At 53.2% G+C, this 24,499-nt stretch carries 25 protein-coding genes; 10 read left to right on the top strand and 15 right to left on the bottom strand.

Annotated features, from left to right (window positions below):
- The first annotated feature begins 19 nt into the window (after positions 1-19).
- From thiM to PUR_RS12510, 4 genes are all read left to right on the top strand, one after another.
- Positions 20-811, top strand: coding sequence for a hydroxyethylthiazole kinase (gene thiM / locus PUR_RS12525; RefSeq protein WP_179035524.1), 792 nt, complete (start codon positions 20-22; stop codon positions 809-811).
- Between the two features lie 30 nt (positions 812-841).
- Positions 842-1,666, top strand: coding sequence for a bifunctional hydroxymethylpyrimidine kinase/phosphomethylpyrimidine kinase (thiD, locus tag PUR_RS12520; RefSeq protein WP_179035523.1), 825 nt, complete (start codon positions 842-844; stop codon positions 1,664-1,666).
- A 71-nt stretch (positions 1,667-1,737) separates the two neighbouring features.
- The gene (gene thiE, locus PUR_RS12515; protein ID WP_269474729.1) at positions 1,738-2,385 is read left to right on the top strand and encodes a thiamine phosphate synthase; all 648 of its coding nucleotides are present in this window, start codon (positions 1,738-1,740) and stop codon (positions 2,383-2,385) included.
- A gap of 431 nt (positions 2,386-2,816) precedes the next feature.
- A complete protein-coding gene (locus PUR_RS12510) occupies positions 2,817-4,148 on the top strand; it encodes a DUF2252 domain-containing protein (protein ID WP_179035521.1) in 1,332 nt (443 codons plus the stop codon).
- 195 nt (positions 4,149-4,343) lie between these two features.
- Here PUR_RS12510 and psiE read toward each other — a convergent pair whose 3' ends face one another.
- Positions 4,344-4,751 (bottom strand): phosphate-starvation-inducible protein PsiE, encoded by a 408-nt coding sequence (gene psiE, locus PUR_RS12505; protein ID WP_179035520.1) that lies wholly within the window; start codon positions 4,749-4,751, stop codon positions 4,344-4,346.
- A 189-nt stretch (positions 4,752-4,940) separates the two neighbouring features.
- On the opposite strand from psiE, the gene PUR_RS12500 reads away from it, so the two are divergent.
- Positions 4,941-5,150 carry a hypothetical protein gene (locus PUR_RS12500; RefSeq protein ID WP_124694412.1) on the top strand — a complete coding sequence of 70 codons (210 nt, stop codon included), beginning with the start codon at positions 4,941-4,943 and terminating at the stop codon, positions 5,148-5,150.
- A gap of 1,361 nt (positions 5,151-6,511) precedes the next feature.
- Positions 6,512-7,183, top strand: a complete 672-nt coding sequence (locus tag PUR_RS12490) for a tetratricopeptide repeat protein (protein WP_179035519.1) — start codon at positions 6,512-6,514, stop codon at positions 7,181-7,183.
- Positions 7,184-7,273: 90 nt separating this feature from the next.
- Here PUR_RS12490 and PUR_RS12485 read toward each other — a convergent pair whose 3' ends face one another.
- From PUR_RS12485 to rpiA, 7 genes are all read right to left on the bottom strand, one after another.
- Positions 7,274-8,002 carry a hypothetical protein gene (locus PUR_RS12485; RefSeq protein ID WP_179035518.1) on the bottom strand — a complete coding sequence of 243 codons (729 nt, stop codon included), beginning with the start codon at positions 8,000-8,002 and terminating at the stop codon, positions 7,274-7,276.
- Complete coding sequence (locus PUR_RS12480) at positions 7,999-8,343, bottom strand: PadR family transcriptional regulator (RefSeq protein ID WP_179035517.1); 345 nt, start codon at positions 8,341-8,343, stop codon at positions 7,999-8,001. Before PUR_RS12480 ends, PUR_RS12485 begins: the two co-directional genes overlap by 4 nt.
- A 179-nt stretch (positions 8,344-8,522) precedes the next feature.
- On the bottom strand, positions 8,523-11,699 hold the full coding sequence (locus PUR_RS12475) for an MMPL family transporter (RefSeq protein WP_179035516.1): 3,177 nt from the start codon (positions 11,697-11,699) through the stop codon (positions 8,523-8,525).
- On the bottom strand, positions 11,696-12,148 hold the full coding sequence (locus tag PUR_RS12470; protein ID WP_179035515.1) for a MarR family winged helix-turn-helix transcriptional regulator: 453 nt from the start codon (positions 12,146-12,148) through the stop codon (positions 11,696-11,698). Before PUR_RS12470 ends, PUR_RS12475 begins: the two co-directional genes overlap by 4 nt.
- Positions 12,149-12,443: 295 nt before the next feature.
- On the bottom strand, positions 12,444-12,884 hold the full coding sequence (locus tag PUR_RS12465; RefSeq protein WP_179035514.1) for a GNAT family N-acetyltransferase: 441 nt from the start codon (positions 12,882-12,884) through the stop codon (positions 12,444-12,446).
- Between the two features lie 5 nt (positions 12,885-12,889).
- Positions 12,890-13,351, bottom strand: a complete 462-nt coding sequence (locus tag PUR_RS12460; protein ID WP_269474721.1) for a VanZ family protein — start codon at positions 13,349-13,351, stop codon at positions 12,890-12,892.
- Positions 13,348-14,028 carry a ribose-5-phosphate isomerase RpiA gene (gene rpiA, locus PUR_RS12455; protein WP_179035512.1) on the bottom strand — a complete coding sequence of 227 codons (681 nt, stop codon included), beginning with the start codon at positions 14,026-14,028 and terminating at the stop codon, positions 13,348-13,350. The genes PUR_RS12460 and rpiA overlap by 4 nt, the downstream gene beginning before the upstream one ends.
- Positions 14,029-14,108: 80 nt before the next feature.
- Between rpiA and PUR_RS12450 the strand changes: the two genes are divergently transcribed.
- Positions 14,109-14,306: a hypothetical protein gene (locus PUR_RS12450; protein WP_179035511.1), complete on the top strand. Its 198-nt coding sequence runs from the start codon at positions 14,109-14,111 to the stop codon at positions 14,304-14,306.
- A 10-nt stretch (positions 14,307-14,316) separates the two neighbouring features.
- Here PUR_RS12450 and PUR_RS12445 read toward each other — a convergent pair whose 3' ends face one another.
- From PUR_RS12445 to PUR_RS12435, 3 genes are all read right to left on the bottom strand, one after another.
- A complete protein-coding gene (locus PUR_RS12445; protein WP_232101837.1) occupies positions 14,317-14,799 on the bottom strand; it encodes a GNAT family N-acetyltransferase in 483 nt (160 codons plus the stop codon).
- Between the two features lie 34 nt (positions 14,800-14,833).
- Positions 14,834-15,403 carry a macro domain-containing protein gene (locus PUR_RS12440; protein WP_179035510.1) on the bottom strand — a complete coding sequence of 190 codons (570 nt, stop codon included), beginning with the start codon at positions 15,401-15,403 and terminating at the stop codon, positions 14,834-14,836.
- 213 nt (positions 15,404-15,616) lie between these two features.
- Positions 15,617-16,369, bottom strand: a complete 753-nt coding sequence (locus PUR_RS12435) for a metallophosphoesterase family protein (RefSeq protein WP_179035509.1) — start codon at positions 16,367-16,369, stop codon at positions 15,617-15,619.
- 218 nt (positions 16,370-16,587) lie between these two features.
- On the opposite strand from PUR_RS12435, the gene fsa reads away from it, so the two are divergent.
- Both fsa and PUR_RS12425 read left to right on the top strand, forming a co-directional pair.
- Positions 16,588-17,250 (top strand): fructose-6-phosphate aldolase, encoded by a 663-nt coding sequence (gene fsa, locus PUR_RS12430; protein ID WP_179035508.1) that lies wholly within the window; start codon positions 16,588-16,590, stop codon positions 17,248-17,250.
- Between the two features lie 129 nt (positions 17,251-17,379).
- Positions 17,380-17,823, top strand: a complete 444-nt coding sequence (locus tag PUR_RS12425; RefSeq protein WP_179035507.1) for a MarR family winged helix-turn-helix transcriptional regulator — start codon at positions 17,380-17,382, stop codon at positions 17,821-17,823.
- Here the strand turns inward: PUR_RS12425 and PUR_RS12420 are convergent.
- The 3 genes from PUR_RS12420 to PUR_RS12410 all read right to left on the bottom strand — a co-directional run bounded on the left by PUR_RS12420 (position 17,820) and on the right by PUR_RS12410 (position 22,997).
- A complete protein-coding gene (locus PUR_RS12420) occupies positions 17,820-19,118 on the bottom strand; it encodes a bacillibactin exporter BcbE (RefSeq protein ID WP_179035506.1) in 1,299 nt (432 codons plus the stop codon). The two genes, PUR_RS12425 and PUR_RS12420, sit on opposite strands and share 4 nt — an antisense overlap.
- A 228-nt stretch (positions 19,119-19,346) precedes the next feature.
- Positions 19,347-21,695: an RNA polymerase recycling motor HelD gene (gene helD / locus PUR_RS12415; protein ID WP_179035505.1), complete on the bottom strand. Its 2,349-nt coding sequence runs from the start codon at positions 21,693-21,695 to the stop codon at positions 19,347-19,349.
- Between the two features lie 273 nt (positions 21,696-21,968).
- Positions 21,969-22,997 (bottom strand): FUSC family protein, encoded by a 1,029-nt coding sequence (locus PUR_RS12410; RefSeq protein ID WP_179035504.1) that lies wholly within the window; start codon positions 22,995-22,997, stop codon positions 21,969-21,971.
- 175 nt (positions 22,998-23,172) lie between these two features.
- Here PUR_RS12410 and PUR_RS12405 point away from each other — a divergent pair, with 175 nt between their 5' ends.
- Positions 23,173-23,682: a YckD family protein gene (locus tag PUR_RS12405; protein ID WP_232101835.1), complete on the top strand. Its 510-nt coding sequence runs from the start codon at positions 23,173-23,175 to the stop codon at positions 23,680-23,682.
- Between the two features lie 69 nt (positions 23,683-23,751).
- Here the strand turns inward: PUR_RS12405 and PUR_RS12400 are convergent, their stop codons facing one another.
- Positions 23,752-24,399: a phosphatase PAP2 family protein gene (locus PUR_RS12400; RefSeq protein WP_232101834.1), complete on the bottom strand. Its 648-nt coding sequence runs from the start codon at positions 24,397-24,399 to the stop codon at positions 23,752-23,754.
- Positions 24,400-24,499 lie beyond the last annotated feature (100 nt).

The raw sequence follows: 24,499 nt of genomic DNA, 5'->3' as shown, positions 1-24,499 counted from the left end.
AATTTAGGGGGGAACTCAAATGTCTTTCATAACCAAGCTTCGGGAAAACAATCCACTCATCCACAACATCACCAACATCGTCGTCACCAACTTTACCGCCAACGGTCTGCTCGCTCTGGGAGCTTCGCCGTTTATGGCGGATTCGCATGAAGAAGTGGCGGATGTAGCTGCGATGTCCGGCGCCGTCCTGATCAACATCGGCACGCTTAACGAGCAAGCCATCAAGGCCATGCTGCTCGCCGGACAGTCGGCCAACAAGCACGGTGTACCGGTCGTTCTCGATCCAGTGGGAGCCGGCGCGACTGCGTACCGGACGGAAGTCACGCATCGTCTCGTTTCGGAAATGAAGATTACCGCGCTGCGGGGAAATGTCGCCGAGGTTGCCAACGTCATCGGAGAGAAATGGTCCATTAAAGGCGTGGACGCCGGAGCAGGCGACGGCGATCATGCCGCCGTGGCCATTAAAGCGGCGAAAAAGCTCGGATGCATCGTCATTGTTACCGGAAAAGAGGACATTATCACCGATGGAGAGAAAACGTATATCGCAGCCAATGGCCATCCTATTTTGACCAAAGTGACCGGAACCGGCTGCCTGCTCAGCTCCGTCGTCGCCGCTTTCCTGGCGGTTGCGGGGGACTCCCCTCTGGAAGCGGCGGCAGAAGCCCTCTCCTTCTACGGCGTCGCCGCCGAACTCGCAGCGGAGAAGACAGCTTCACACGGTCCGGGCAGCTTCCAGATTGAATTTCTGAACCAGTTGGCGCTTCTTACGCCGGACGAATACGGCAAGCTGTCGAGAATCCGTCAAGCGTAAACAGAACTATTCAGCAAGGGAGACGAAAAGATGAACGTATACAAAGCGTTAACGATCGCCGGCTCCGACAGTGGCGGAGGCGCGGGAATCCAGGCCGACCTCAAGACGTTCCAGGAACTGGGCGTCTACGGCATGTCCGCGCTGACTGCGGTGACGGCGCAGAATACGCTCGGGGTTCAGGGCGTGTATCCGCTCGAACCCGAGGCCGTGGCGCGGCAGCTCGATTCCGTCGGCGAGGATCTGGCCCCGGATGCGGTTAAGACCGGCATGCTGTTCAGCGGAGAGATCATAAGAACTGTAGCGGATAAGATCCGGCAGTACGGATGGAGCAATCTCGTTATCGATCCGGTGATGGTAGCCAAAGGCGGGTCATCGCTACTGTTGCGGGAAGCGGTTCAGTCCCTGATTCAGCATTTGCTCCCCCTCGCCCTGGTAACCACACCGAATATTCCGGAAGCGGAAATTATCGCTGACCTGAGCATTGCAAGCCTCGAAGACTGCGAGGAAGCAGCCAAAAGGATCGCGCAGATGGGTTCGCGCTACGTCGTTATTAAAGGCGGTCACGGAAGCGGAAATGGCGTCGTCACGGATGTGCTGTATGACGGACGGAAGTTTGTGTACATGGAAAGTCCCAGAATCGATACCCGGCATACGCACGGAACGGGCTGTACCTATTCGGCTGCTTTGACAGCGGAACTGGCAAAGGGTCGTTCGGCGGCGGAAGCCGTCCGGACCGCCAAAGCGTTTATCCGGGCGGCTATCGAAGACGGCCTCGGGATCGGGGGCGGACACGGACCGACCAACCATTTTGCGTACGGCCGCAGGCTGCGCGCGGAAGGAAGTGACCCAAGATGAACGAATGGAACCCCCTCTTCAGCTCCCCTTTGACCGGTGCGGATGATTCATTGACCGGCAGCGGCGGCAGACTGGACAGCGAACACGTGCGCAGCCTGCTTCGGGTGTATTTCATTATGGGCAGCGTCAACTGCCGCCGTCCCGCTGCCGAGGTGCTTGCGGAGGCGATTGCCGGAGGAGTTACGATCTTTCAATTCCGCGAAAAAGGCCCCGGCGCGCTAACAGGCGAAGCCAAGCTGAATCTCGCCAGGGAGCTTCAGGGGATCTGCCGCTCCCACAGCGTTCCCTTTATCGTTAATGACGATATCGACCTGGCGATCGCGATTGACGCGGACGGTGTGCATGTCGGCCAGGACGACGAGCCGGCGCAGGCTCTCCGTGAGCAGCTGGGCAGCCGGAAAATCATCGGCGTGTCCGCGCATACGCCCGAGGAGGTCCGGCAGGCCATCGCCGACGGAGCCGACTATCTCGGCATCGGTCCCGTCTACCCGACAGCGTCCAAAGACGATGCCAGACCGGTGCAGGGCACGATTCTGATCGGAAATCTGCGCAAAGAAGGCGTCTCCATCCCTCTCGTCGGCATCGGCGGGATAACGGCGGACAATGCCTCTCCTGTCCTGGCTGCGGGCGCTGACGGCATTTCCGTCATTTCGGCCATTGCAGGAGCCGATCATCCGGAGGCAGCGGCGGCGGCGTTTGCCCGGCTTGCCTCCCGGTAAACCGGTTAACAAAGAAAATGACATTCAAACCGACAATGGTTTGAATGTCATTTTACATTTATAGTTCAACAAACAATCGACAGTCAGTACAACCCCTTTGGCATTGATTGGCATATTCTGCTTTGCATCGAGTATAAGGCTGCAAGGATACCCGGCCTCTCGCGGCGCGGCCTGCACCCCCACCGGTAATATGGAAACAACCAGCAGCCCCAAAATGCAAATCCATAATTTTTTGATACGGCTTTCCCCCCTTTTTACGGATATCCTCCCCTCAATTAAACAAAGAAATTCAGCCGGCACTAATGTTATGGGAGAATACTGTTCACAGGCGCAGCGAGGCCGTTGAACTAAGCGGCAGCCAGCTATCATTTTTGCGAAATGAATAAAACCGGGTTACGATAGATTCTATTACATTTCCAGGGAGGTTCGGCATGATCGATAAAAACATTACCGAAGGAGTTATCCGCACACGGACGAAGCTGCGCAAGCAGGCGCTGATCTCCATTTTTAACGAGTTTGACGGCGAAATTATGAAGCTAGGAGAAGACAAAAGAGCCGAGAAATACGGCAAGATGCTGCTGAGCCCGTTTTCCTTTTTCCGGGGCAGCGCGTATCTGTTCTATTTTGACGCCACCCGCCAGTATTTCCCCTACCATTCCTCGCCGGAGCGCCCAACCTGGATTCAGGGAGATTTGCATTTCGAGAACTTCGGGGCCTTCCGCAACGAAGACGGAAATCTGGTCTATGATGTCAATGATTTTGACGAAGGTTATGTGGGGTCCTACCTCTACGATCTCCTGCGGATGTCTGTCAGCACTGTGCTTGTCTGCCGGGAACTCGGCTACACCCTTGAGAATCAATGGGACTGCGTTGAGGCCTATGTGATGGCGTATTACAGACAGATTCAAGCTTTTTGTAATGAAAAGGATGACCCGGGGAAATTCATTATCGATGAGGATTCGGCGAAAGGACCCGTTAAAAAACTGCTTCGGAAACTGGAGAAGCGCAAAGCGGCGCATTTTTTGGAGAAGGTGACCGCCTTGATGCAGAATGACCGGATATTCCTCGAAACCTCGGAGCTGAAAGTGCCCGGCAGGGCCGAACAGGAAAAGCTGGAGCAGTCGTGGCCGTTCTATTTGGATACGTTAAATTCCCGGAGAACTGCGCCTGAACATTACAATATCAAGGACATCGCGGTAAAAGAAGGTTCCGGAACGGCGTCGATCGGATTGGATCGCTATTATATTTTGATCGAGGGTGGAGAAAAAAAGGATGCGAACAGCGCGGTGCTGGAAGCCAAAGAGGTGCGCGTGCCGATCCCCGCTTACTTCATGCCTTACTCGGAATCCTTTTGGCATTATTTCGGCCATCAGGGAAAGCGCGTAACGGCAACACAGCAGGCTATGCATCATAAAGCCGATCCCTATCTCGGTTTTTTCACAATGGAAGAAAGGCATTTCTACGTACGGGAACGTTCGCCTTACAAGAAAAGATTGAAGCTTGAGGATATCGAATCGTTCGAGGATATGGAACGCACACTTGTTATAATGGCCCGGCTCACGGCAAAAATGCACGCCAGAGCGGACGCAGATGTCAACCGCGGGGTTCTTCCCTACCACAGCGAGAATGAAATCGCCCAAGCGATGGGACCGGACCCGGGCCTCCCCGCCCGGCATATCTCACATTGGGCCGCCGCCTATGCCGACCAGGTGGAAGCGGATTTCAAGCTGTTCATGGAGTGGACGGAAGCGGCCCGATCTTAATGACAGCGGCAGGAATATGTAAGAAGAAACGGCTTCGCCGTCCTCTGGAAGAGGAAGGCATCCGTTTCTCGTAAAAATATCAGGTTAAGGATTAGCGCGAAGCTTATACTTTCTGATTTTTCAAAAAAAGAACAGATCCGCTTCCCGCACCCGGTCGGCGTTCTGTCCTCACAGCAAATTATTGAAACAACTTTGTTAATTCTCTCTTTTGAGCATCTTGCTGTTGGCAATATACAGTGTGACCACTAGCAGCAGGATAGCTCCGGAGTAGATCAACGTGTCTGACGGACTTTCATGATCGACAATAATCAACCGGATCATTGCCGTTATGCCGATGTAGATAAAATACCTAAGCGGGAAATGATAATGCGCTTCAAAATACTTGATAATCAGGGCAATGAACTCGAAATACAAAAAATAAATCAGCAAAGCTTCCAGCAAGTCCAGTTTGGTCAGATGGCCGCCATCGTTGATAAAGCCGAAAATATAGACAGTCTCCTTGCCGAGAAGAATGACAAGTATGACCGCCAGCACGACGAGCGCGGCATTGAGTGTCCATTGCAGAATGAACGGAATAGACGTGAAATTATTTTTTGTCTTCAAAAGATCACCTCCCGCCTTAAAGTAATCCCAAGTATAACGGTGATTTCGTTTTCAAGGCAAGTTTTCAGTAATTTTCATTCCGGCAGGCAAACTGGAGCAGATTTCGCTTGGACTGGTGCTGCGGACATTTCACGGGTATACTGGTTTTACTTTTGTTTTGCCATTATTGCGAAAAGGAGAACTTTATTCATGCCGATAAACCGACCTTTGGTCACCGACCACGACTTTCAGGAGGCGATGGAACGACAGCTGCCCGTTCGCGTGTTCCAGAATGATCATTTGATCAACTCGGGAGCGACGGTGGTAAGGTTCACCGATACAGATGTGATTATCCAGTCAAGGGTCAGCGACCTGACCTATTACTCGCGGCGGGACTGCGAATTCTTTGAAGTAAGATAGACAATGAAATGAAGACATTGCAAAAAACCGGCAACTCGCCATTACGGCGAATCCCCGGCCGGTTATCTTCAAGAGTTAACTGATTACTTTTTTAAGCCCATACCGCCGGAGCTCATCTTTTCATTCAGAATATCCTGAAAGCTCTGGCTTTTCTCTTGGACGGTTTCCCGTTTAAAATCAACAGACGGCTGAGGTCTTAAATATTGCTGATTGAACGCCATAAGGTTATGTACGGATAAGGTCATTTAAATCGGCCTCCTTTTCATAATCGCTCCTTATTTGCAAGTTAACGTGTTTTTTATTTACCCTATTCTTTCCAGACCTAAACCGATTTTATGAGTTATCGGGGAAAAATAGTTGCATAGTCTTAGGCACCCTGTTATACAGCCTGTTCCCAAGTCCTACTGTACCTAAACGTTGACGGGTGAATGTCCGGTTTCAGCCTTCTCCTTCGTAACCAGTCAAAGCGGCCCTTCTCTATTTATCGCCTCGAACAGATTTCCACCGCTGCCGTAAACAGCTCTTACTCCCGATAATCCAGACGGTAAAAAGCGCAAAGGCGCTGCCGCCCCAAAGCCGGCTCCGCTGTGACTTCCTTGATCCCTACAGCTATGTCGGGGCTTACACCGGAGACTGTGCTGTCTTCACGGGAAACGGCAATACAGCAAATACTAAGGTGGAGGCAAGCAGCAGACCAGGCAGATGCTTCATTAGATTGCATGCAGCTATCAGTTCACTTCCCTTCATCATGTCATTACAGCCGGAATCACTTTAATCTGTAGACGCGTCGAAGCGAAGGAAGTTTCCTGATTCAGCCCAAAACCGTTCTTACGGCTCATCAGGAGCCGACAAATGAACTACGATCAATGATCAGAGCAATGGGATTCGGATTTTTTTGAGGGTAAGATTTCACAGGACAAGATGGTACATTCGTATGAGTAGCGGTCCTAACCCGAAATAACTAAGGGTGGAGTAACCGGGATGATGACAAGTTGGTCGTTATTCTATGTGCAACGTCTTGCAAAACAGCTATAGTGCAGGTTTTTTCATCGAAAGCGTTTGTGAGCAGGGAATTCCCTCCATCGTACAGGTATTTGAGGCTGTACTGACTGAAATTAGGATTGAATGGGACAAAAACTGCACTTTTTCAGGCATTTTATACAGTTGAGGGTTGAGAACGATAAAAAGATGTATCGTTTCAAGTTTTCTGCATTATTCTGCTCATCGCTCCCCGCTGCAGTCGGAATCAAGCTATGAACGCAATTACAGTTACCATTTTCTGCCGTACAAAAGAATGATATAATGCATGTGGATTGTTACGTTTGCTGTTGTACCGGAACCACTATCTTTGGAGGGGAATCATGGTTAAATTTATCGTTTTTATGCTGCTGTGGAGGCTCGTGGGGAATCCGTTTCTCGCGGTGATCATTCTGCTTGCGGTGGTGTATTTCCTTGACCGCCGCTATGTGGGCGTGTTCCCGAGCATCTCAAGGCCATTTCGCAGAGCAAGACAAAGCTCCAGACTTCGCACTCAAATCTCGCTTAACCCGAATGATGTTTCTTCCAAGTTCGAGTTGGCCCGTCTCCTGGCGGAGCGCAAGAAATATAGGGAAGCGCAGGAGCTTCTGCTGCAAATCGAAGACCGCTATGAGCAGTCCGCCGAATACTGGGTCGATCTGGGATATGCGAATATAAAGCTGGGACAGCTTGAGGAAGGAGAAAGCCAAATGCTGCGCGGATTGGAGATTAACCAAAGAGTGCAGTACGGTCAGCCTTATCTTCGCCTCGCGGAAGCGTTCCGCCACAGCAATCGCGACAAGGCGCTGCATTATTTGCACGAGTTTCATGAAATCCAGTCTTCTTCCAGTGAGGCTTATTATTTGCTCGGGTCCATGTATAAGGCACTGGGCCAGGAGGCCGAAGCGAAGCGGTCTTTCGACGAATCCGTCGCCGTCTACCGTTCGCTGCCAAGGTATAAGAAGCGGCAGGAACGCGGCTGGGCGCTGCGCAGCTTCTTTGCGAAAATGCGCTAGATCCAAAGTCTTTCAACTGACGCAAGAACCTCCGCTTCTCCTTCCCGGGAGAAAAGCGGAGGTTCTTGTTCATCTGCGGTAACATCAGGCTTACGGTCTCAAACGGCTCAGCCAGTCAGCCGCACGCGGGAAAGCTTCCTCCAGCATCCTGCGCAGCAGCTCCAGCGAGAAGGTGCCGGTATCTGCAGCGCTGATCGTATAGCTTCCGAAGGCGCTGCCTCCGATGGCGATCTTGCCAATGGCCAGACCTCCAAGCGCCACCGCTCCGACCGCTACCCCTCCAAAGGCAAGGACTCCCGCTGCGGCTCCGCCCGCCGCAACGGCTCCCAGCGCCGCTCCTCCCAGCGCGAGGAGTCCTGCGGACAAGCCTCCGATGCTGATACCGCCTGCCGCTATTCCCCCGACGGCAAAAGCTCCCAGCGCCACATCGCCGATGGCGATAATTCCTTTGGCAACCGCAGGCGCGCCTCCAAAGAACCACCCCCGTCTGCGGAATTTAATATGCACTAAAGGCAGATCAAGAACCGTCAACGAGGATTTGTATTCGTAATAATCGGCGGCATCCTTGCCGTATCCATGATAAGGCGCTTGATTATCGCTGTATCCCGTGGATGCTTCAGGTCCGTACAGTCCATTCATATAATCCCTAGCCATTTCCTCGGGCGCTCCTGACTGGGCCAGTACCTGGCCGACGCTGCTGCGCTCTGCCCTTTCCGTCAATGTAGTCAGCAAATCTTCTGCGATTCTCTGCTTCGTTACAGGATCCGCATCAATTCCCGCTATTACTTCGCTGATGTAGAGCTTCAATCTTTGGCTCATAAACTCTCATCTCCCATAATCTTGTAAATGGAATGATAAAAAAGCGCAAGCTCTCCGGTCATTTCCCGCAGCCAAGCTTTGCCCTCTGCGGTAATCCGGTAGTATTTACGGCGGACTCCGCGCTTGCCGGTATCCTGCTCCCAGTAGCTCTCCACCAGCCCCGAATCTTCCAGACGATACAGCACGGGGTACAGGGTTCCTTCTTTAAGCTTGAAATACCCGTCGCTTCTTTCATCCAATTCGCTGATCAACTGGTATCCGTACAGATTTCTGCGGCCCAGCAAATGCAATACCAGGATCTCGAGAACACCCTTCTTAAGCTGGCTTGCCGGATCGCTCATTACATCACCTTGCTATCCTTATTATTTAGCATTACTAAGTATAGTCTGCTCCAAATTTTATCCAATGTCAATATGTGATAGCGGACAGCAAATGAACATTTGAATACGCAGTTGAGACGAAAAAAGCCAGCCCGAAGGCTGGCTTTTTTCCGCTGCTCTGTAGCGGCGTATAGCAGAATCTAAACTCGCGTCAACGTTACATGTGCAGCTTGGTCCGCCGCTTCCTCCGGCTCCTTCATCTTAAACGGCCACCAGTTCGCTCTGCCGAACATTCTTACCATGACAGGAACGAAGAACGGCAGGAACAGGAACGCATACATTGCAAGGCCCGACAGCACCACGGTCGCGATCTGCATCATGGACAGCACGCCTGAAGGATACATCGAAGCGAACGTGCCTCCAAGAATAATGACCGCCGATAAAATGACGGTGCCCATGTTTCGCATCGCATGCAGAATGGCATCCTTGACGTCCCAGCCTTGATTTTCGTTAAAGCGAGCCATCAGGAAGATGCTGTAATCGACGCCAAGGGCAATCAGCATGACGAAGCTGAAGAATGGGGTCGTCCATGTAATACCGGAATATCCCAGCATATTAACGAATACCGCTTCCGTTACGCCCATGGCCGTAAAGTAGGTCAGGACAAGCGACAGAATGAGGTAAACGGGCATAATGACGGATCGGAGCAAAAAGACCAGTATGATGAAAATGCCGCCAAGCATCAGCATAACGGTCCGTGAATAGTCCGCATTGGAAATGGTCTGCAGGTCGCTGAAGGAGCTAGATACACCGCTCATGGCCACTTCCGCATTTTCCAATTTCGTGCCTTTAACGGCCCGTGCAACCGCCGTCTGGATATCGCCCACCTTGTCAATCGCCTCGGTGCTGTACGGATTATCGGCGAAGACGACGTCAATTGTCATCACTTTACGGTCGTCCGACAAATAATTGTCGAATACCTGTTGAATGTCATCCGATTCCAGCGCTTCCGCCGGAATGAAGAAACCGCTCAGTTCATTGTCCCCGGCCGCTTGAACCTGGTTCAGGTAATCCTGCGCTGAGCCGAGGCCGCCGGTAATCTGCTTCAGACCGTCCGCGCTGTCGCTGAGTCCCTTCGTCAGCTCGCCGATTTGCCCGTTCAGCTCGCCGAAGCCATCCGCAAGCTGCTGCTGTCCACCTTGCAGCTGGTCCAGCCCGCCCGTAATGGATGGAATCTTGCCGACGATTTGACTCTGCCCGCCGGCAGCCTGATCCAATCCGGACTGGAGCTGCGCGATGCCGGTTACCAGCTTTTGCAGCCCTTGCGCCAGCGCATCCTGTCCGGCAGCAGCCTTGGCATAGCCTGCGTTTGCTTCGTCCAGCCCCGCTGCGGCGCCTTTCAGCTGCCCGGAGATTTGTCCGAGCCCGGCTGCAAGCTTCGCGGTTCCTTCACCGGTCTCTGTGACCGTACCCTTGATGGTCTGGTAGTCCGCATCCTGCAGCAGTTCAGGATGGCTTCCCTCCAGACCGGTAAAGCTCGAACCCAGCCCGGTCAGCGACGCCGCCACACCGGACAGCTGCTGCTGAATTTGGCCGATGCCGCCATCCAGTGCAGTTAAGCCTCCGCCGATCTGCTTGTACCCGGCCAGCAGCTTCTTATGGGCGTCCGCCAGCTGCTGCGCACTCGCCGCGGCCTGCTGCAATCCACTCTTGATCTCGCCCGCACCCGCCGATCCGCTCACAATGCCTTTCTGGATGCGGGTCAGACCGTCTCCCAGTGCGGCAACCCCCGATTTCAGATCGGCCGTACCATTTACGAGCTGTTCTGCGCCAGAGGCGGCCTCCGTCAGCTTCGGCTCATTCTGCTTGAGCTGGTTGCTGGCATCCGCCAAGCCGCTCTGGATTTTGTTCAAGCCCTCGCTGCTCTTGCCCAACCCTTCCGACAATGTCGCGACCTGCGTCGGAATCAGAAAATCGTTAATCTGCTCGCCGGTTGGCCGGGTCATGCTGCGGACCGTTTTTACACCGTCGACTTGTTCAACCTCGCGGCTGATTTTTTCAGCGAGTCCCATATATTCCGCGTTGTCCATGCGGTCATCGTTCTTGATGACAAGCTTGCCGGGCATCGATTCGCCCGGACCGAAGCTGTCCGCTATGATATTGAACGCTTTGACTGATGCGTAACGGCCGCCGATCTCCTCCATGCTGTTGAACGACAGCTTGCCGCTGTATGTAAGCAGAAAAGGAAGCACAACAGCCGCGACGATCAGCAGCGCCGCCCAAGGTCTTTTTAAAGAGAAGGAACCTGCCGCTCCCCAAATCCGGCTTTCGCTGTGCTCCAGACTGCCTCGCGACGGCCAAAACAGCTTCTTGCCCAGCACCGCCATAAAGAAAGGCACGACAGTAACCAGCGCGAGCAGCATCACCGCGATTCCGACGGCGACCGCAACGGCCGAACGGTACAGAATGAATTTGGACAGGCCGATGACGACGAAGCCGACAAACACCGCCAGACCGGAAAAGAACACGGTCCCGCCCGCTTTTCGGTACGTCTCGATAATGGCAGATTTGGTATCCTCCGACGCCGCCAGTTCTTCTTTAAACCGACTGATCAGCAGAATGCAGTAGTCCGTCCCGATACCGAACATAACGGCCACCATAAAGATCTGCGTGAATGTGGACAGCGGAAAATCGAACCGGTTCACAAGAAACGCCACGATCGACTGCGAAACGATATAGCTGAGCCCCACGGTCAGCAGCGGCACGAACGGTGCCACGACTGAACGGAACACAACCAGCAGGATCAGAAGGATAAAGACAACGGTGATGTACTCCGATTTTTTGAGGCCCGCTTCCGAGCTGAGGATCGTATCCTCGTTAATCAAACCCTCGCTGGTCAGGTAATGATCTGAATTCACATATTTCAGCAGGGCATCCACCTTATCCGGCAGCGCTTTGACGGCATCATCCCCGCCTTTGACCGACATAGCGACCAGAATGGTCTTGCCGTCCTTGGCAATCAGGGTATCCTTTAACGCCTCCTGCGAAAAAGGGTCCGTAATGCTGTCCAGTCCAAGCTTCTCCTTATTGGCGGCGAGCTTCTCCACTCCCTGCCGGATGCTCTCCGTCTCCTTCTCGCCAAGACCCTGCGGCCTGTTGAACACCAGTGCGACCTGGTGAAGCGTTTCTCCGCCTTTGGCGTCGGACACTTCTCTTAGAATCTCGGAAGCTTTGGAGGAAGTGTAGCCCGCTGGAACGGAGATTTGGCCTTTCTCCCGGACCAGATCAGAGAAGGACGGAGCCGTCATAACCAGAATCACTGCCGCCGCCAGCCATACCGCGATAATTGCCCATCTCGCTTTCAAAATGCCTCTCATTCGTTTCTTCCTCCCGGTTCCTGCATTAATTCGGCCAATCTCTCGAACATGGTGATAAACTGCTCGACTTTGTCCTTATCGAAGTTTATCAAGTAGGGCGAGATGACCTCCAGCACTTTTTGTTCCGCCGTTTCATATACGCCGCGTCCGTACTCGGTAATCGTCAGGTAAACCAGACGTCTGTCGTTCTCGTCCCGGGTCCGCTCGATGATGCCCGCTTCCGCCAGCCGGTTGATGATTGCGGTAATGGAGCTTTTGCCCACACAAGAAACTTCCGACAGATACGTAGAGGTGCAGCGGGGCTGCCCGTCGATCATTCTGAGAATCTGAAACTGTTCGCTCGTCAGACCCTCGTCGATGCTTTCCCTGATCTTGGCGTTGATCCGTCGGGTCACAATGTGATACGCGTCAATGTAGCGGTAAATCCACTGTCTGGCTTCGTCGTTCATGTCCATGACCCCCCTTCCAGAAATAGTTCGAGTGTAAAACTGTTTTATTGTAAAACTATATTTCGGTCAGCCGGAAAAGTCAAGCGCAGCCAATCCGCACAAGAAGAAACGGCTTCGCCGTCCTTTTAGGGAGCTTAAGCTTCCGAAGTAGCGATACGAGTATCGCTTTTAGGTACCGTTTCTCGTAGAAATATAAGACAAAATGATAAGCGCACAGCTTATACATTCTTTTATTTTAAAAAAAGGGACTGCCGGCAAGTCATCATTGATGACATGCCAGCAGTCCCCCAGCTCCTTAATCTTCATCCTCCGAATCTTCCACTTCGTATACGCAGCGAAGCAGTTCAATACCGGATGGATTCTCTCCCAGCGAATACACCATAAAGCCCAGACTGCGGTAAAAATTTGCCGCCACCTCGTCCTCAGTTTCCGCGATGACATACCGGGGCTGGCGATCGGCCAGCAGCTCCAGAATCATGCCGCGGGCGTAGCCTTTTCCGCGATTTTCCGGAAGCACGGCGATATGGCGGATGTCGATCGAACCGTCCTCGGTCTCTTCAAAGCCGATCAGGCCGACCAGCAGCTCCTCTTCCTCCCAGCCGTAGAGCTTAAGAGGAACTTCCTCCTTATATTCCGCGCGGACTCTTTCAAGTTCGCCGGGATCGGAGATAACCGCATAAGACAGCAATTCCTCAACATCGTGAGAATCGATTTTGGATTTAATATCAGTAAGCATTGTATTCACAATCTCCTTATTCTCGTTATGCCGGACAGCCGCAGCAGCCCGAAGCCGGTCCACACTCCCAGCAGGTTGAGCAGAATGTCGTCGACATCAAAGCTCCCGATTCGCAGCACCATTTGCAGGATCTCAAGCGCCGCAATGCACGGGATAAACAGGACCGCCAGACGAACCGGCGACAGCAGGCGGCCGGTTGCCAAAGGCACCAACATGCCGACAGGAACAAAAACTGCTACATTGCCCAGCAAGTTGACCAGCCTCGCGGCCATAGACAGCCCGCCGTCCGCCGAAAGATAATACCACACCGTTCGAAGCGGAACAAGATTAGATCTCATCGGGAGGTCATGCCGGACGGTCCGCCCGAAGCCGAGAAACATCCAATAGAGCAGACAGCCCGAATATGCTAAGAGACAAAAGATTGCCGCTCTCCTTATCCAAATCTTGCGGCGAGCGTCCCGTGTCAAGCCTTCGCTTTACTATGGATCACTTCAAGGCTACCGTCGCTTTTTCCCACGATCGCCATATCCGCTATCCCAATGAACAGTCCATGTTCAACAACACCCGGAATGGAATGTAGAGCCAGAGCCAACTTGGGCGCAGATTCTATGATTTCAAACCGGCAGTCCGCTATGTAATTTCCGTTGTCGCTTTTATATAAGTCTGTTCCGTCGCGCCGAAGCTCCGGAACGCAGCCGAGTTTGGCCAGATCCGCCAATGTCCATTCCCAGGCAAACGGGACGATTTCCACAGGCAGCGGAAATTTGCCAAGCTTCCGGACAACCTTGCCCTCATCGGCGATTACGATCATCCGGTCGCTGCCTTTTGCGACAATCTTCTCGCGCAGAAGGGCTCCGCCTCCGCCTTTGATGAGCTGAAGCTCTCCGTCCAGCTCGTCCGCTCCGTCGATCGTGAGGTCAAGACGGTCGATCTCACCGAAAGATACGAGCGGAATTCCAAGCTCTCTCGCCTGCTGTTCTGAAGCTCTTGAGGTCGCGACTGCCGTAATGTTCAGGCCTTCGGCGACCCGCTCTCCCAGCTTGCGGATGGCCCAGTAGGCCGTGGACCCCGTCCCGAGACCGACCTTCATTCCTTCTTTTACATAATCAACCGCCGCTTCCGCCGCCAACTGCTTCGCGTTCATTTGGTTACACCCCTATTTGCCGTTATAATAGTCTAGTATTCAGTATTTCCCAATTTCATTTCTTTCAGGAGGACTTTCGGATGAGAACCGAAAATCAGATCAAATCCAAAATCAACGAGATGACTCTCCAGCGCAGGTCTTTGGAAACGCGCCTCGCCCCATTATCGGAAGACGATCCGGGCCGCCCGGCTCTTGCCTCGCAGCTTGCCCGGCTGGACGACATGATCATCATGCTGGAATGGGTGCTGAACGAGCCGGTCGGCAAATATCACGCCTGACAGCCTATCATCAGTCCAGGCTTTTGCCGTAGCAGAGACATTCCGGATTATCCGCATAAATGCCGAAACGGTCAATCGGCCGGTAGCCATGCTTCATATAGAGCGCTATCGCTTCCGGCTGATCTCCGCCCGTCTCCAGTCTCATCTCCCGGAATCCGCGCCCGCGCGCCTGGTCTTCCAGGTACTTCAGCATGCCTGAAGCAATACCCATCTTGCGGCTTCCGCGGTCCACGAAGAACCGCTTTAGTTCAGCCGCTGGCTGCTCGGCGCCGTTCTCCGTTAAGGGACGGATTCCTCCGCAGCCGAGCGCTTCCCCCCGATGACGGGCGATTATAAAGATGATCTTGCGCACGTCGGGATGATCGAAATCGACTCCGTAAATCCGCTCCTGCGGATACCTTTCCAGGAGCTCTTCATCAAGCTTGGCGATCAGGCGCCGCAGGTCGGAATTCCCGGAATCCACAACCGCGTATTCCACATCGGAATTGATCACTTTCCTCTTCCTTTCCTCAAGGGGTCTTTGATCGTCATTCACTAACGGATTTGCCCATATTTGTCAGCGCTTCTTGGTACAACCTTGCGTTATCGCCTTCATAGCAGATAAAATCGATTCTTTCCAGGACGCCGTCTTCCTGCTCCGCTCCATTGACGTATTCGGCAACCGCATTCATAGCGACGCTGCAAGCCAGCGGCTTCGGAAATCCGTAGATGCCCGTCGAGATATTCGGAAAAGCGACGCTGCGCGCGCTTAGGGCAGCAGCCAGCGCCAGGCTGTTAATATAACATTTCGTCAGTATGTCGGCCTCGCCCGCCGTGCCGCCTTTCCAAATTGGTCCCACCGTATGAATGACGGCCCGGAACGGCAGATTGCCTGCTCCCGTGGCGACCGCTTCGCCCGGAAGGCAGCCGCCCTGTCTGCTGCGAATCAAAGCGCATTCTTCGGCAATCTTGGGCCCTCCGGCGCGGTGAATCGCCCCGTCTACTCCTCCACCGCCAAACAGTCCGGTATTGGCGGCGTTTACGATGCAATCGCCGCTCCAAGATGTAATGTCTCCCTGCTCCGCCGATATCACGGTCTGATTTATTGTAACCTTCATTGCCCTCGCTCCTCACTCAGCCGACTGTTCCAGCTCCAGGATCGCCGTCCTTTCGTCTTCATGAACCGTATTCTCTACGTGCCAGAACCGCGTAGATCATCCTCTTCCCCGCCTTGTCACGGAAATCGACATGCCGATTTAATCTTATCACGGGCAGGCCCGGGCGAAAATGCCCTTTGTGCAATCTGCCGATATTTTCTGCCGAAGGAAGTTCTATTTGCCGGGACGCATCGTCGTCAGCTGGCGCAGAAAGACATCAAGGCCTGGCATTCCTTCCTGCTCCGCTTTCTTTCGCGCTATAGCAGCCGCCTCTTCGATGTCGTAAGGTACCCGTATAAATTGAAGGGACAAAGGCGCGGGGTCCTTTCCCTGCCATACCCCCTCCATAATGCAGAAGCATGCCGTCGGTTCATCCCTAGGCGTTCCCACGCTGCCCGCGTTGAACAGCATGCGGCGGTGCAGATACTGGAGGTAGGCGTGATGAACGTCTCCATAGCCTACTATGTCCGGCTTGCCGAAAGCGCCCGAGCGGGCGGTCGCCTCCGTATTGAGGAACAGGCCGAGCCTTTCCCTCTCCGAAATCCACGGCTGCACGCGCACGTACACGCTTTCGGGAGAAGCATGGAAGAGCCTTACCTTCCTGCCGCTCATCTCCCACTCCAGCACAAAGGGCAGACTGCGGATATAATCCAGCCGGGCGCCGCCAAGCCGGTCCCGGTGCCAGCGTGCGGCCGGATCCCCTTCGACGTTCTCTTCGTCGATCACCATCGCTTCCCAATTGCCTATGACAACCGATTCGCATGATTCGCGGACAAGATCAAGCGCTTCCGCGGGTTCCGGACCTTTACCTACCATATCGCCCAAACACTGAATTCTGGATATCCCCCTCCCTGCAATGTCCTTAAGAACCGCCCTTAACGCGGGCATATTGCCATGGATGTCGGAAATAATCGCAATTCTCTCCATTTCAGTCACCTGCCCGTCGTATTTATTTATTAATTCATACCCGGACACGGAAGCCCCCAATCCGCAATAAGACAGATACGAAATGAAAGCGATACACTTAATATAATAGTTATTTTGAGATAATCAAAATAACAGTTGAATCTTTCGCCGTAATGAACCATAATGTAATTATCTCTAAAGCTTTATATTTAACTGGAAATCAAAGGAGGATACAGGAAATGAAATTTTTCTTGGATACCGGAAATATTGAAGAAATAAAGCGGATTACACGCCTTGGATTGGTGGATGGCGTGACGACGAATCCATCGCTGATCGCCAAAGAGGGAAGACTTTTTAAAGACGTTATCAAAGAGATTGTTGAAATCGTTCCCGGGCCTGTCAGCGCCGAAGTCATCGGTCTGAAAGCCGCGGAAATGCTTGAAGAGGCTTACGAAATCGCTGAATGGGGTTCCAATGTCGTAATTAAGCTGCCTATGACGGAAGACGGCCTGGAAGCCTGCTATGAACTGACGAAAAAAGGCATCAAAACGAACGTCACCCTGATCTTCTCCGCCGCCCAGGGACTCATGGCCGCCAAGGCCGGCGCGACCTATATCAGCCCGTTCGTCGGCCGTCTTGATGACATCGGGGTGGACGGCATGAAGCTGATCAAAGACCTGAAGACGATTCTTACCAACTATGGTCTTTCCTCCGAAATCATTGCCGCCAGCATTCGGAATATCGCCCACGTGGAGCAGGCCGCCATCGCCGGATCGCACATCGCTACGATTCCGGGTTCCCTGCTGCCGTCGCTGTGGAAGCATCCGCTGACTGACAACGGGATTGAACGCTTCCTCAAAGACTGGGAGAATGTTCCTCAGGTTGCCAAGCAGCCGCAATAATCCTGAGCCATTGCAAAAAGCTCTTGCCCGGCAGACGGGCAAGAGCTTTTTTATATCGGCTTGCTTGTATTCCCAAAATAATTGTCATACCATGTAAATGTACAAACGAATACGTAAAGGAGAACAACGATGACCCTGCCCAATCTGCAGCACTCTCCAGGCTTTCTGCTCGGTTCCGCATACCGGCGGATCTCCATTCTTTTCTCCCGTGCCCTGAAACCCTTTGATATTACTCCGGAACAGTGGACAGTCCTTTATACAATAGCAAGCCATGACAACGTCAACCAGAAGGCGGTTGCCGCTTCCGTTGACAAAGACCAGCCCACCACCGCCCGTATCCTCGAGCTGCTGGGTAAGAAAGGCCTTATCACAAAGACGGTCTCCGATAACGACCGCAGAGCCTATCTGTTGAACGCTACCGCAGAAGGGAAAGCGCTGATCGACTCTACCCTGGCCCTTGAGCAGCAAAACCTCGATTCCGCCTTTGCAGGCCTGTCTCCGTCACAGATCGAGGAGCTTCGCCTTATTCTGAAAACAATATGCCGCAATACCGGCAATATTTACGAAGATTAGACCGGAGACCTGCCCCTGCGCCCGAATGTCCCGGCCGGTCCGGTTTGTTCCGGCTTGTAACGGGAGATGTTTTCTACTCCCTTCTTCCCCCCCTTTTCCCCTTCGCTCGGTTTGATGGCAAGCAGGGTCAGCAGTCCGCCGACAGCCCCAACCGCCGCCATTGTGCCAAACAACGCCCAGTGGCCGGCATTCATCAGCAAGGAAACGGCCGGCGGACCGAGCGATACTCCGATAAACCGCATACTGCTGTACAAGGAGGTGATCGTGCCGCGGTTCTCTTTTTCAACCCCTTCGGTAATCAATGCATCCAGGCAGGGCAGCGAGACGCCTATCCCGATTCCGCCAAGTCCCAGAAAGCCCACCATAAAATAGATTCCACTGTAAAAACCGGTAATAACCATGGATGCCGTGAGCAGCGCCATTCCGCCGAACCCGATCCATTTCATCCGCTTTTTATTTTTGCCTATTATTTTTCCGGCTCCGTACGAGGACAGGCAGAGCAGTGCGAGCGGTATGGCAAGCACAAGGCCTTTCATCGAACCATGCAGGTTATAAGCAGATTCCAGCGTTTCCGACAGATAGAACAGTACGCCGAACGTAACGAACATACAGATGCAGCCGACGGCGAATATGGCATACAGCCAGCGTCCCTTTTCATGCAGCACATCACGAATACCCGAAAGAAACTGCCTCACAGTCGATGACTCGCGCTCTTTCTTCTTCGGACTCTTGACCAGGAACACAACCAGCAAAAATGAAACCAGACACAAGGCCGGAATTGTGATAAACGGAAGATACCACAGCAGCGTTCCCAGATAAGCGCCGAGAATCGGACTGAGCACTTTGCCGAAGGTGTTGGAGGTCTCGATCAGGCCAAGACTTTTGCTGACCTCCTCTTCATCCCGGAACATATCGCCGACAAAAGGCAGAACGATGGGAAAAGCGCCCGCTGCCCCGATTCCCTGCAAAAAACGCCCGCTCAGAATCACCCAGTAAGCGGTCGTACCTGCCATTAACCATGCCGCGGCCGCGGACACGCCCCCGCCGAGAGCCGCGATGATAAGGCTTGGAAGAATGACGGCTTTACGTCCGAACCGGTCGGAAAGATATCCGGCAATGGGAATCATAACAATCGCGACAACACCGTATACCGTTATGATCATACTTACCTGAAAGGAGCTGATCGCCAGCTTTCGGGAAATTTGCGGCAGCACCGGCAGCAGCATGGAATTTCCAAGAGTCATGATAAAAGGGATGGACGCCAGTGCCAGCAAATCCCACTTTTTATCTTTCATGTACGGACCACCTTTGTTCTTCGTTCACAACACCTTTTATTGTGGTTTGTTCCGCACCGATTATTCACTCTCGCAAGAAGAAACGGCTGCGCCGTCCTCTGGAAGAGGAAGGCATCCGTTTCTCGTAGAAAAATAAGACCAAACGATAAGCGCGAAGCTTATAAAGTCTTATATTTACAAAAAGCCGTCCCCGAATGGTCACAGGAACGGCCTTTTGCAATTATGGATTTATTGGACGCGGCTGCCGGTGTCCACCGATTGGACGGGAATGAAACGGCTCGGTTCACCGAGGCAAAAAATATGCAGCACATGCATGGCCCTCGTGCAGGCTGTGTAGAACAGCTTCCGTTCGCTTTCTCTCCCGTAGCTTTTCGCGGAACCGTCATAGATAATTACCGCGTCGAATTCGACCCCTTTGGCCAAATAAGCGGGCAGAACGAGCGTCCCCTTCTGGAAATTCGGCGTCTCCTTAGTCACGAGCTGAACCGCTAGCTTATCTTTGAGACCGGCATAAACCCCTGAGCTCTCCCCGGCTGTCTTGCAGATGACCGCGACATAATGGTAGCCGCGAGCATGCAGGTTCAGGATATCTTCTTCCACCTTGGACAAAAGCTCCTCGCTTCCTGAAACCTCACGGATCACCGGTTCTTCTCCTCTGCGGTTAAAAGGAACGATCCTCTCTCCGCCGGGAATCATCGACCGCGTAAACTCGACAATCTCGTACGTGGAACGGTAGCTTCGGGTGAGCGATACGACTTCCGTGTTCTCTTTCCCGTAGATGCTCTCCAGTCCCGCCAATTCGCCGAGCGCCTCACCCTGGGCATAAATGGCCTGGTTGAGATCGCCCAGCACGGTCATTTTGGCCCGGGGGAAGAGACGGCGCAGAAACTCGAGCTGGAACGGCGAGTAATCCTGCACCTCGTCCACAAAAACATAACGGATGCCAGTGTTGGTATGAAAGCCCTGGCTGAGCTCCTTCAAATAAAGGAACGGCGTGGCATCTTCATAAGCAAGCTCGCCGGCCGAGAGCGCATCCAGCGTCTGAAGGCTGACTTCGTTCCAGCTCGCTGGAAGCGCGGCGCCTTCGCTCAGGCTCTCCAGCAGCTCCCTGTCCTGGAACAGCCGGGAATAGAGCCCATTCGCGTCTACAAAGCGACTGCGTTTGACCCACCCCCGCAGTGGCTTGAGACGCTGGCTGACCACATAGCGGGCGAGCAGCTCCTTCTCCGTGTCGTAATCGTCGAACGTTTCTTCCTTGCCCCGCTGCTTGCGCCGCATCATCTGGTAGCCGCGGTGGTACTCTCCGGAGTCCAGCAGCTCGATCTGGTCCTCCACCCAGGCCGCGCTCCTCTCCTCATGGCTGAATACGGCGATTTTCTTCAGCAGCCAGCCCGTCATGAGGTCGATCCGGTTCGCCAGCCTGATGGATGGATCATATCCGTAAAATTTACGCTCCATTTCTTCTTTGCACACAATTGCCCGGCCCTGAAACATAAGAGGCTTAAAGAGCATTCCTTCACGCTCCAGCCTTGTTGCATAGCGGCGGATGGCATCGAGGAACGCGACCGACGACTTGTAGGCAATTCCGTCTCTCCTGGCATCCGTCTCGGGGCCGTCCGGACTGTTCAGCAGCGTTTCCGTCTGGCTGAATACATCCTCAAGCTGAAATTCCTGTCCAAGACGATGCTCCAAATACATCTGGAAGGTCGTCTGCTGCATGTTATCTTCACCCAGCTCTGGAAGCACGGTAGACACATAGCTGTTGAACAGCGGATTGGGTGAGAACAGGAGGACCTGGTCGGCCTGGAGACTGTCGCGGTACTTGTAGAGCAAATAGGCCACGCGCTGGAGCGCCGCGGATGTCTTGCCGCTACCAGCCGCCCCCTGAACGACGAGCATCCGGCTGCGGTCGTTGCGAATGATCGCGTTCTGCTCTTTCTGAATGGTAGCAACGATGTTCTTCATCCGGTCATCCGCACTGTGGCTAAGCACCTGCTGAAGCAGTTCATCGCCGATTGTAACGCCGGTGTCGAACATCACTTCGATTGTTCCATCGTCGATGACAAACTGCCGTTTCAGGCTCATTTCTCCGCTCACCGTGCCTGCGGGAGTTTCAAATGATGTTGGCCCCGGCGCTCCGTCATAATACAGACTGGAAATGGGAGCACGCCAGTCATAAATCAGAAAAGTGCCGTCGTCCTCCATCAGCGAGCCGATGCCGAGATAGATCCGCTCGGATTCACCATCCGGCGTTTCTGTGAAATCAATGCGTCCGAAGTAAGGGGACACCACAAGCTTTTTATATTTTTTCAGCGCTTTGCTGGATTGAAGATGATGGCGTTCCCGCTCAGACAATACCTGGGCCTGCTGCCGCAGACTGGTGGAGGTTTCGCCGAGATCGTCGGGACTGCTGAAATTCACGGTTACCTCTTCCCAAAAATCTTTGCGCAGCTCCACCACATCGCTGCGATGCAGCCCAAGCTCTTCGGAAAGGGCCCGAATATGGCTTTTCAGAAGCCCGGTTATGCGGTCTACTCGGACCTGCTCATCTTTCCATTCATTTTCATTGATGGACACTGCCATTCATCCCCTTTTATAGGTTGACATCACACTTAAAGATTGCTAAAACCTCGAAATCAACACTCTTACATAATAAACCAAGACATCCGGTTCCCCAAGGGAGCCGGATTTTTTTAAATATAAGACTTTATAAGCTTCGCCCCTATCGTTTGGTCTTATATTTCTACGAGAAACGGATGCCCTCCTCCTGCGAGGACGGCGCAGCCGTTTCTTCTTGTGAAAATATATTCCTCGGCTGTTTCCTTTGTTGCGTTGTTTCCTTCGTACCCGCTAGTCCTTGTCTTCCGATGCTCGGTTAATCTGGTCGGCGACTCTGTCGAGACGTTCCAGCTGATAACCGTAATCGTAGATCGCTCCGGCGACGACGGCAAGTCTAAGGCGGTTCGTGTTTCCTTGTCTATAGCCTTGGACCACCGACTCCAGGAAGCTGTCATTGTCATCGCCAAGGGGCTCCGTCTCCGATATCCCCTGTTTAATCTTATCCTGAAACTTCAGCAATATATGCTCATGATATTTGATCAGCAGCTCCAGATGGCGGTCGAACACTACATCGGTCTCCTCGCTCCTCACGGCCTGAAAATAATGCCGGTCTACCGCATCCAGCACTTCATAGCCTTTTTGCAGAGAGGAAAGCAAATTTTTATAAACCACCATCTGTCTGGTCTGGCTGTATTTCGGTTTGCGAAGCTGCTTCTGTTCCTCTTCGAACAAGGCATATTTGTCCGCCAGCGAGCGTATTGAGCCTTCGAGCGCGTTCTTCTCGTCCCGGAATACACTTTCTTTCATTTCATGCGAGACGGCGGTACGCATCAGCAGAGAAAGGCTGTTAAAGACACGTTCGATCTGGTTGATATACTGCTTCCTAGGTTTCGGCGGAAAAACAAAAATGTTAATGACAAAAGCCGAGACGATCCCTGTCATCAGCACCAGAAACCGGATAAGCGCAAACTGCCACTCTCCCGATCCCTCCATCACGGATATGACCGTAACGAGTGTCAGGCCGATCGTATCCGAGCGATTCATTTTCATGCTGAGCATAATGACCAGGATGCAGACAATGCCTACGGCGATGGGCTGGTTGGACAGCAGCATGCCGCCAAGCAGCGCAATGACTGCTCCGGCCGTACTGGTCTGAACCTGGTCCAGAAAGTGCCGCCAGGACCGGTAGATGGACGGCTGCATTGCAAATATGGCCGCAATTCCCGCGCCTGTGGGCGAAGAGAACTTCAGCAGCGTGGCGAGATATAGGGCAAGCGTTACCGCCAGTCCCGTCTTAAGTACGCGGGCGCCAAAATTCACGGTCCATCCCTCCTCTTGTTTCTTCTGTCAGTTTGTTCGAACATAATTTTATTATTATTACCCATGAGGCGGAGCAGCGAAATTTAACGGGAATTAAGTCTTTTTTCAGCGTTCTTTCAGGTTTCTGGAAATACTGGATACTGCAGTTCATTTTCAAGGAAAAGAGGTGAAACTATTGAGCGCGTATATCAAAAGAACACTGGCGCTGGCCGCAGCCCTTCTGATCGGTCTGTCTTACGGCGTTTCCGCAAGCGGCACCGCTGGAGCCGAAGGCGTCTCCGATAACGGCCGGACCGCCGTTTCCCCTTCCAACCCGGGCTCCGGGTCGAATGGAGAACATAAAGCCAAGCGCAACGGCAGAGGACATTTCATCTTTACGGAAAGCGCGAAACTGTTCGGCATGGACTGCTCCGCTCTATCCGAAAGCCTGAAATCCGGCAAAAGTCTGGCCGATATTGCCAAGGAGAAAAAAGGCTGGACGGAAGAGCAATATGTACAGAAGCTCGCGGACGCTGCCACCAGCCGTATAGACAAGGGCGTCGCCGAGGGGCGCTTCACGCAGGAGCAGGCCAAACAGCTTAAGTCGGGACTGCCCGCCATGCTGAAAGCCAGGGTCAGCGAAAAGGGACCGTTCACGGGACGGCATCATCATCCGTACCGGAAACCGGTCGATCACAAAGGATAGCCGTTCCCGCTCTTACTCACCGCTGGACACCTCCCTTGAGGTGTCCGGCTTTTTTCATACGAAGCGCCGTTATCCCTTTCGCTTCTTCAGGAAGGAGCGGAGAGCTTCGAACAGGACGATGGACAGCATAAGCCAGGCGCAGCTGGCGGCGTACCCGCCGATCACATCGCTCGGATAATGCACGCCGAGATAGATCCGGCTCCAGCCAATAGCGGCTGTAAGGATGAAGCAGATGACGACCAGCAGGACCCGTGCGCTTCCGGAGCGCAAATGGCGCCACAGCAAAAAGGTCAGCGCGCCGTATACCGAAAAGGCGGCCATCGAATGGCCGCTTGGAAAACTGAAGCCGGTTTCTTCGATAATCCGGTGGATGTTCGGCCGCTCCCTGTGAATCCAATTCTTGAGAATCGAATTCAGGATATTTGACGTAACGCCCACCCATAAAAACAGCAGCAGCTCCAAGCGGTGCTTTAGAAACAAAAACAGGGCAGCCATAATTACAAGCGACAGGCTGATGACGATTTTGGATGATCCGACCAGAGATAATGTTTTGGCCGTAGAGGTAAGCGCCGGCGATTCGGGAGACTGAACGAGATGAATAATCCGATCGTCAAACCATGCCGTGTGGTTATAAGTGACCAGGACGGCAATAAGCCCGAAAATCACCACAAACAGAAGAAAAAGCCTGAAACCTCTGGACCAATGCCTTGCAGTCAATATCTTTTCCTCCTTATGAGAATCCGACGGATAGAGTTTGTTTCCAGAGGGTACCTTTTCCATGCTATACTTGGTTAAGTAATCAATCATAAAAAGATGG

Origin of the sequence: Paenibacillus sp. URB8-2 (assembly GCF_013393385.1) — a bacterium.
Lineage (GTDB): Bacteria > Bacillota > Bacilli > Paenibacillales > Paenibacillaceae > Paenibacillus_AQ.
The sequence above is the reverse complement of the archived record's forward strand: the minus strand, read 5'-3'. Positions and strand labels throughout refer to the sequence as shown.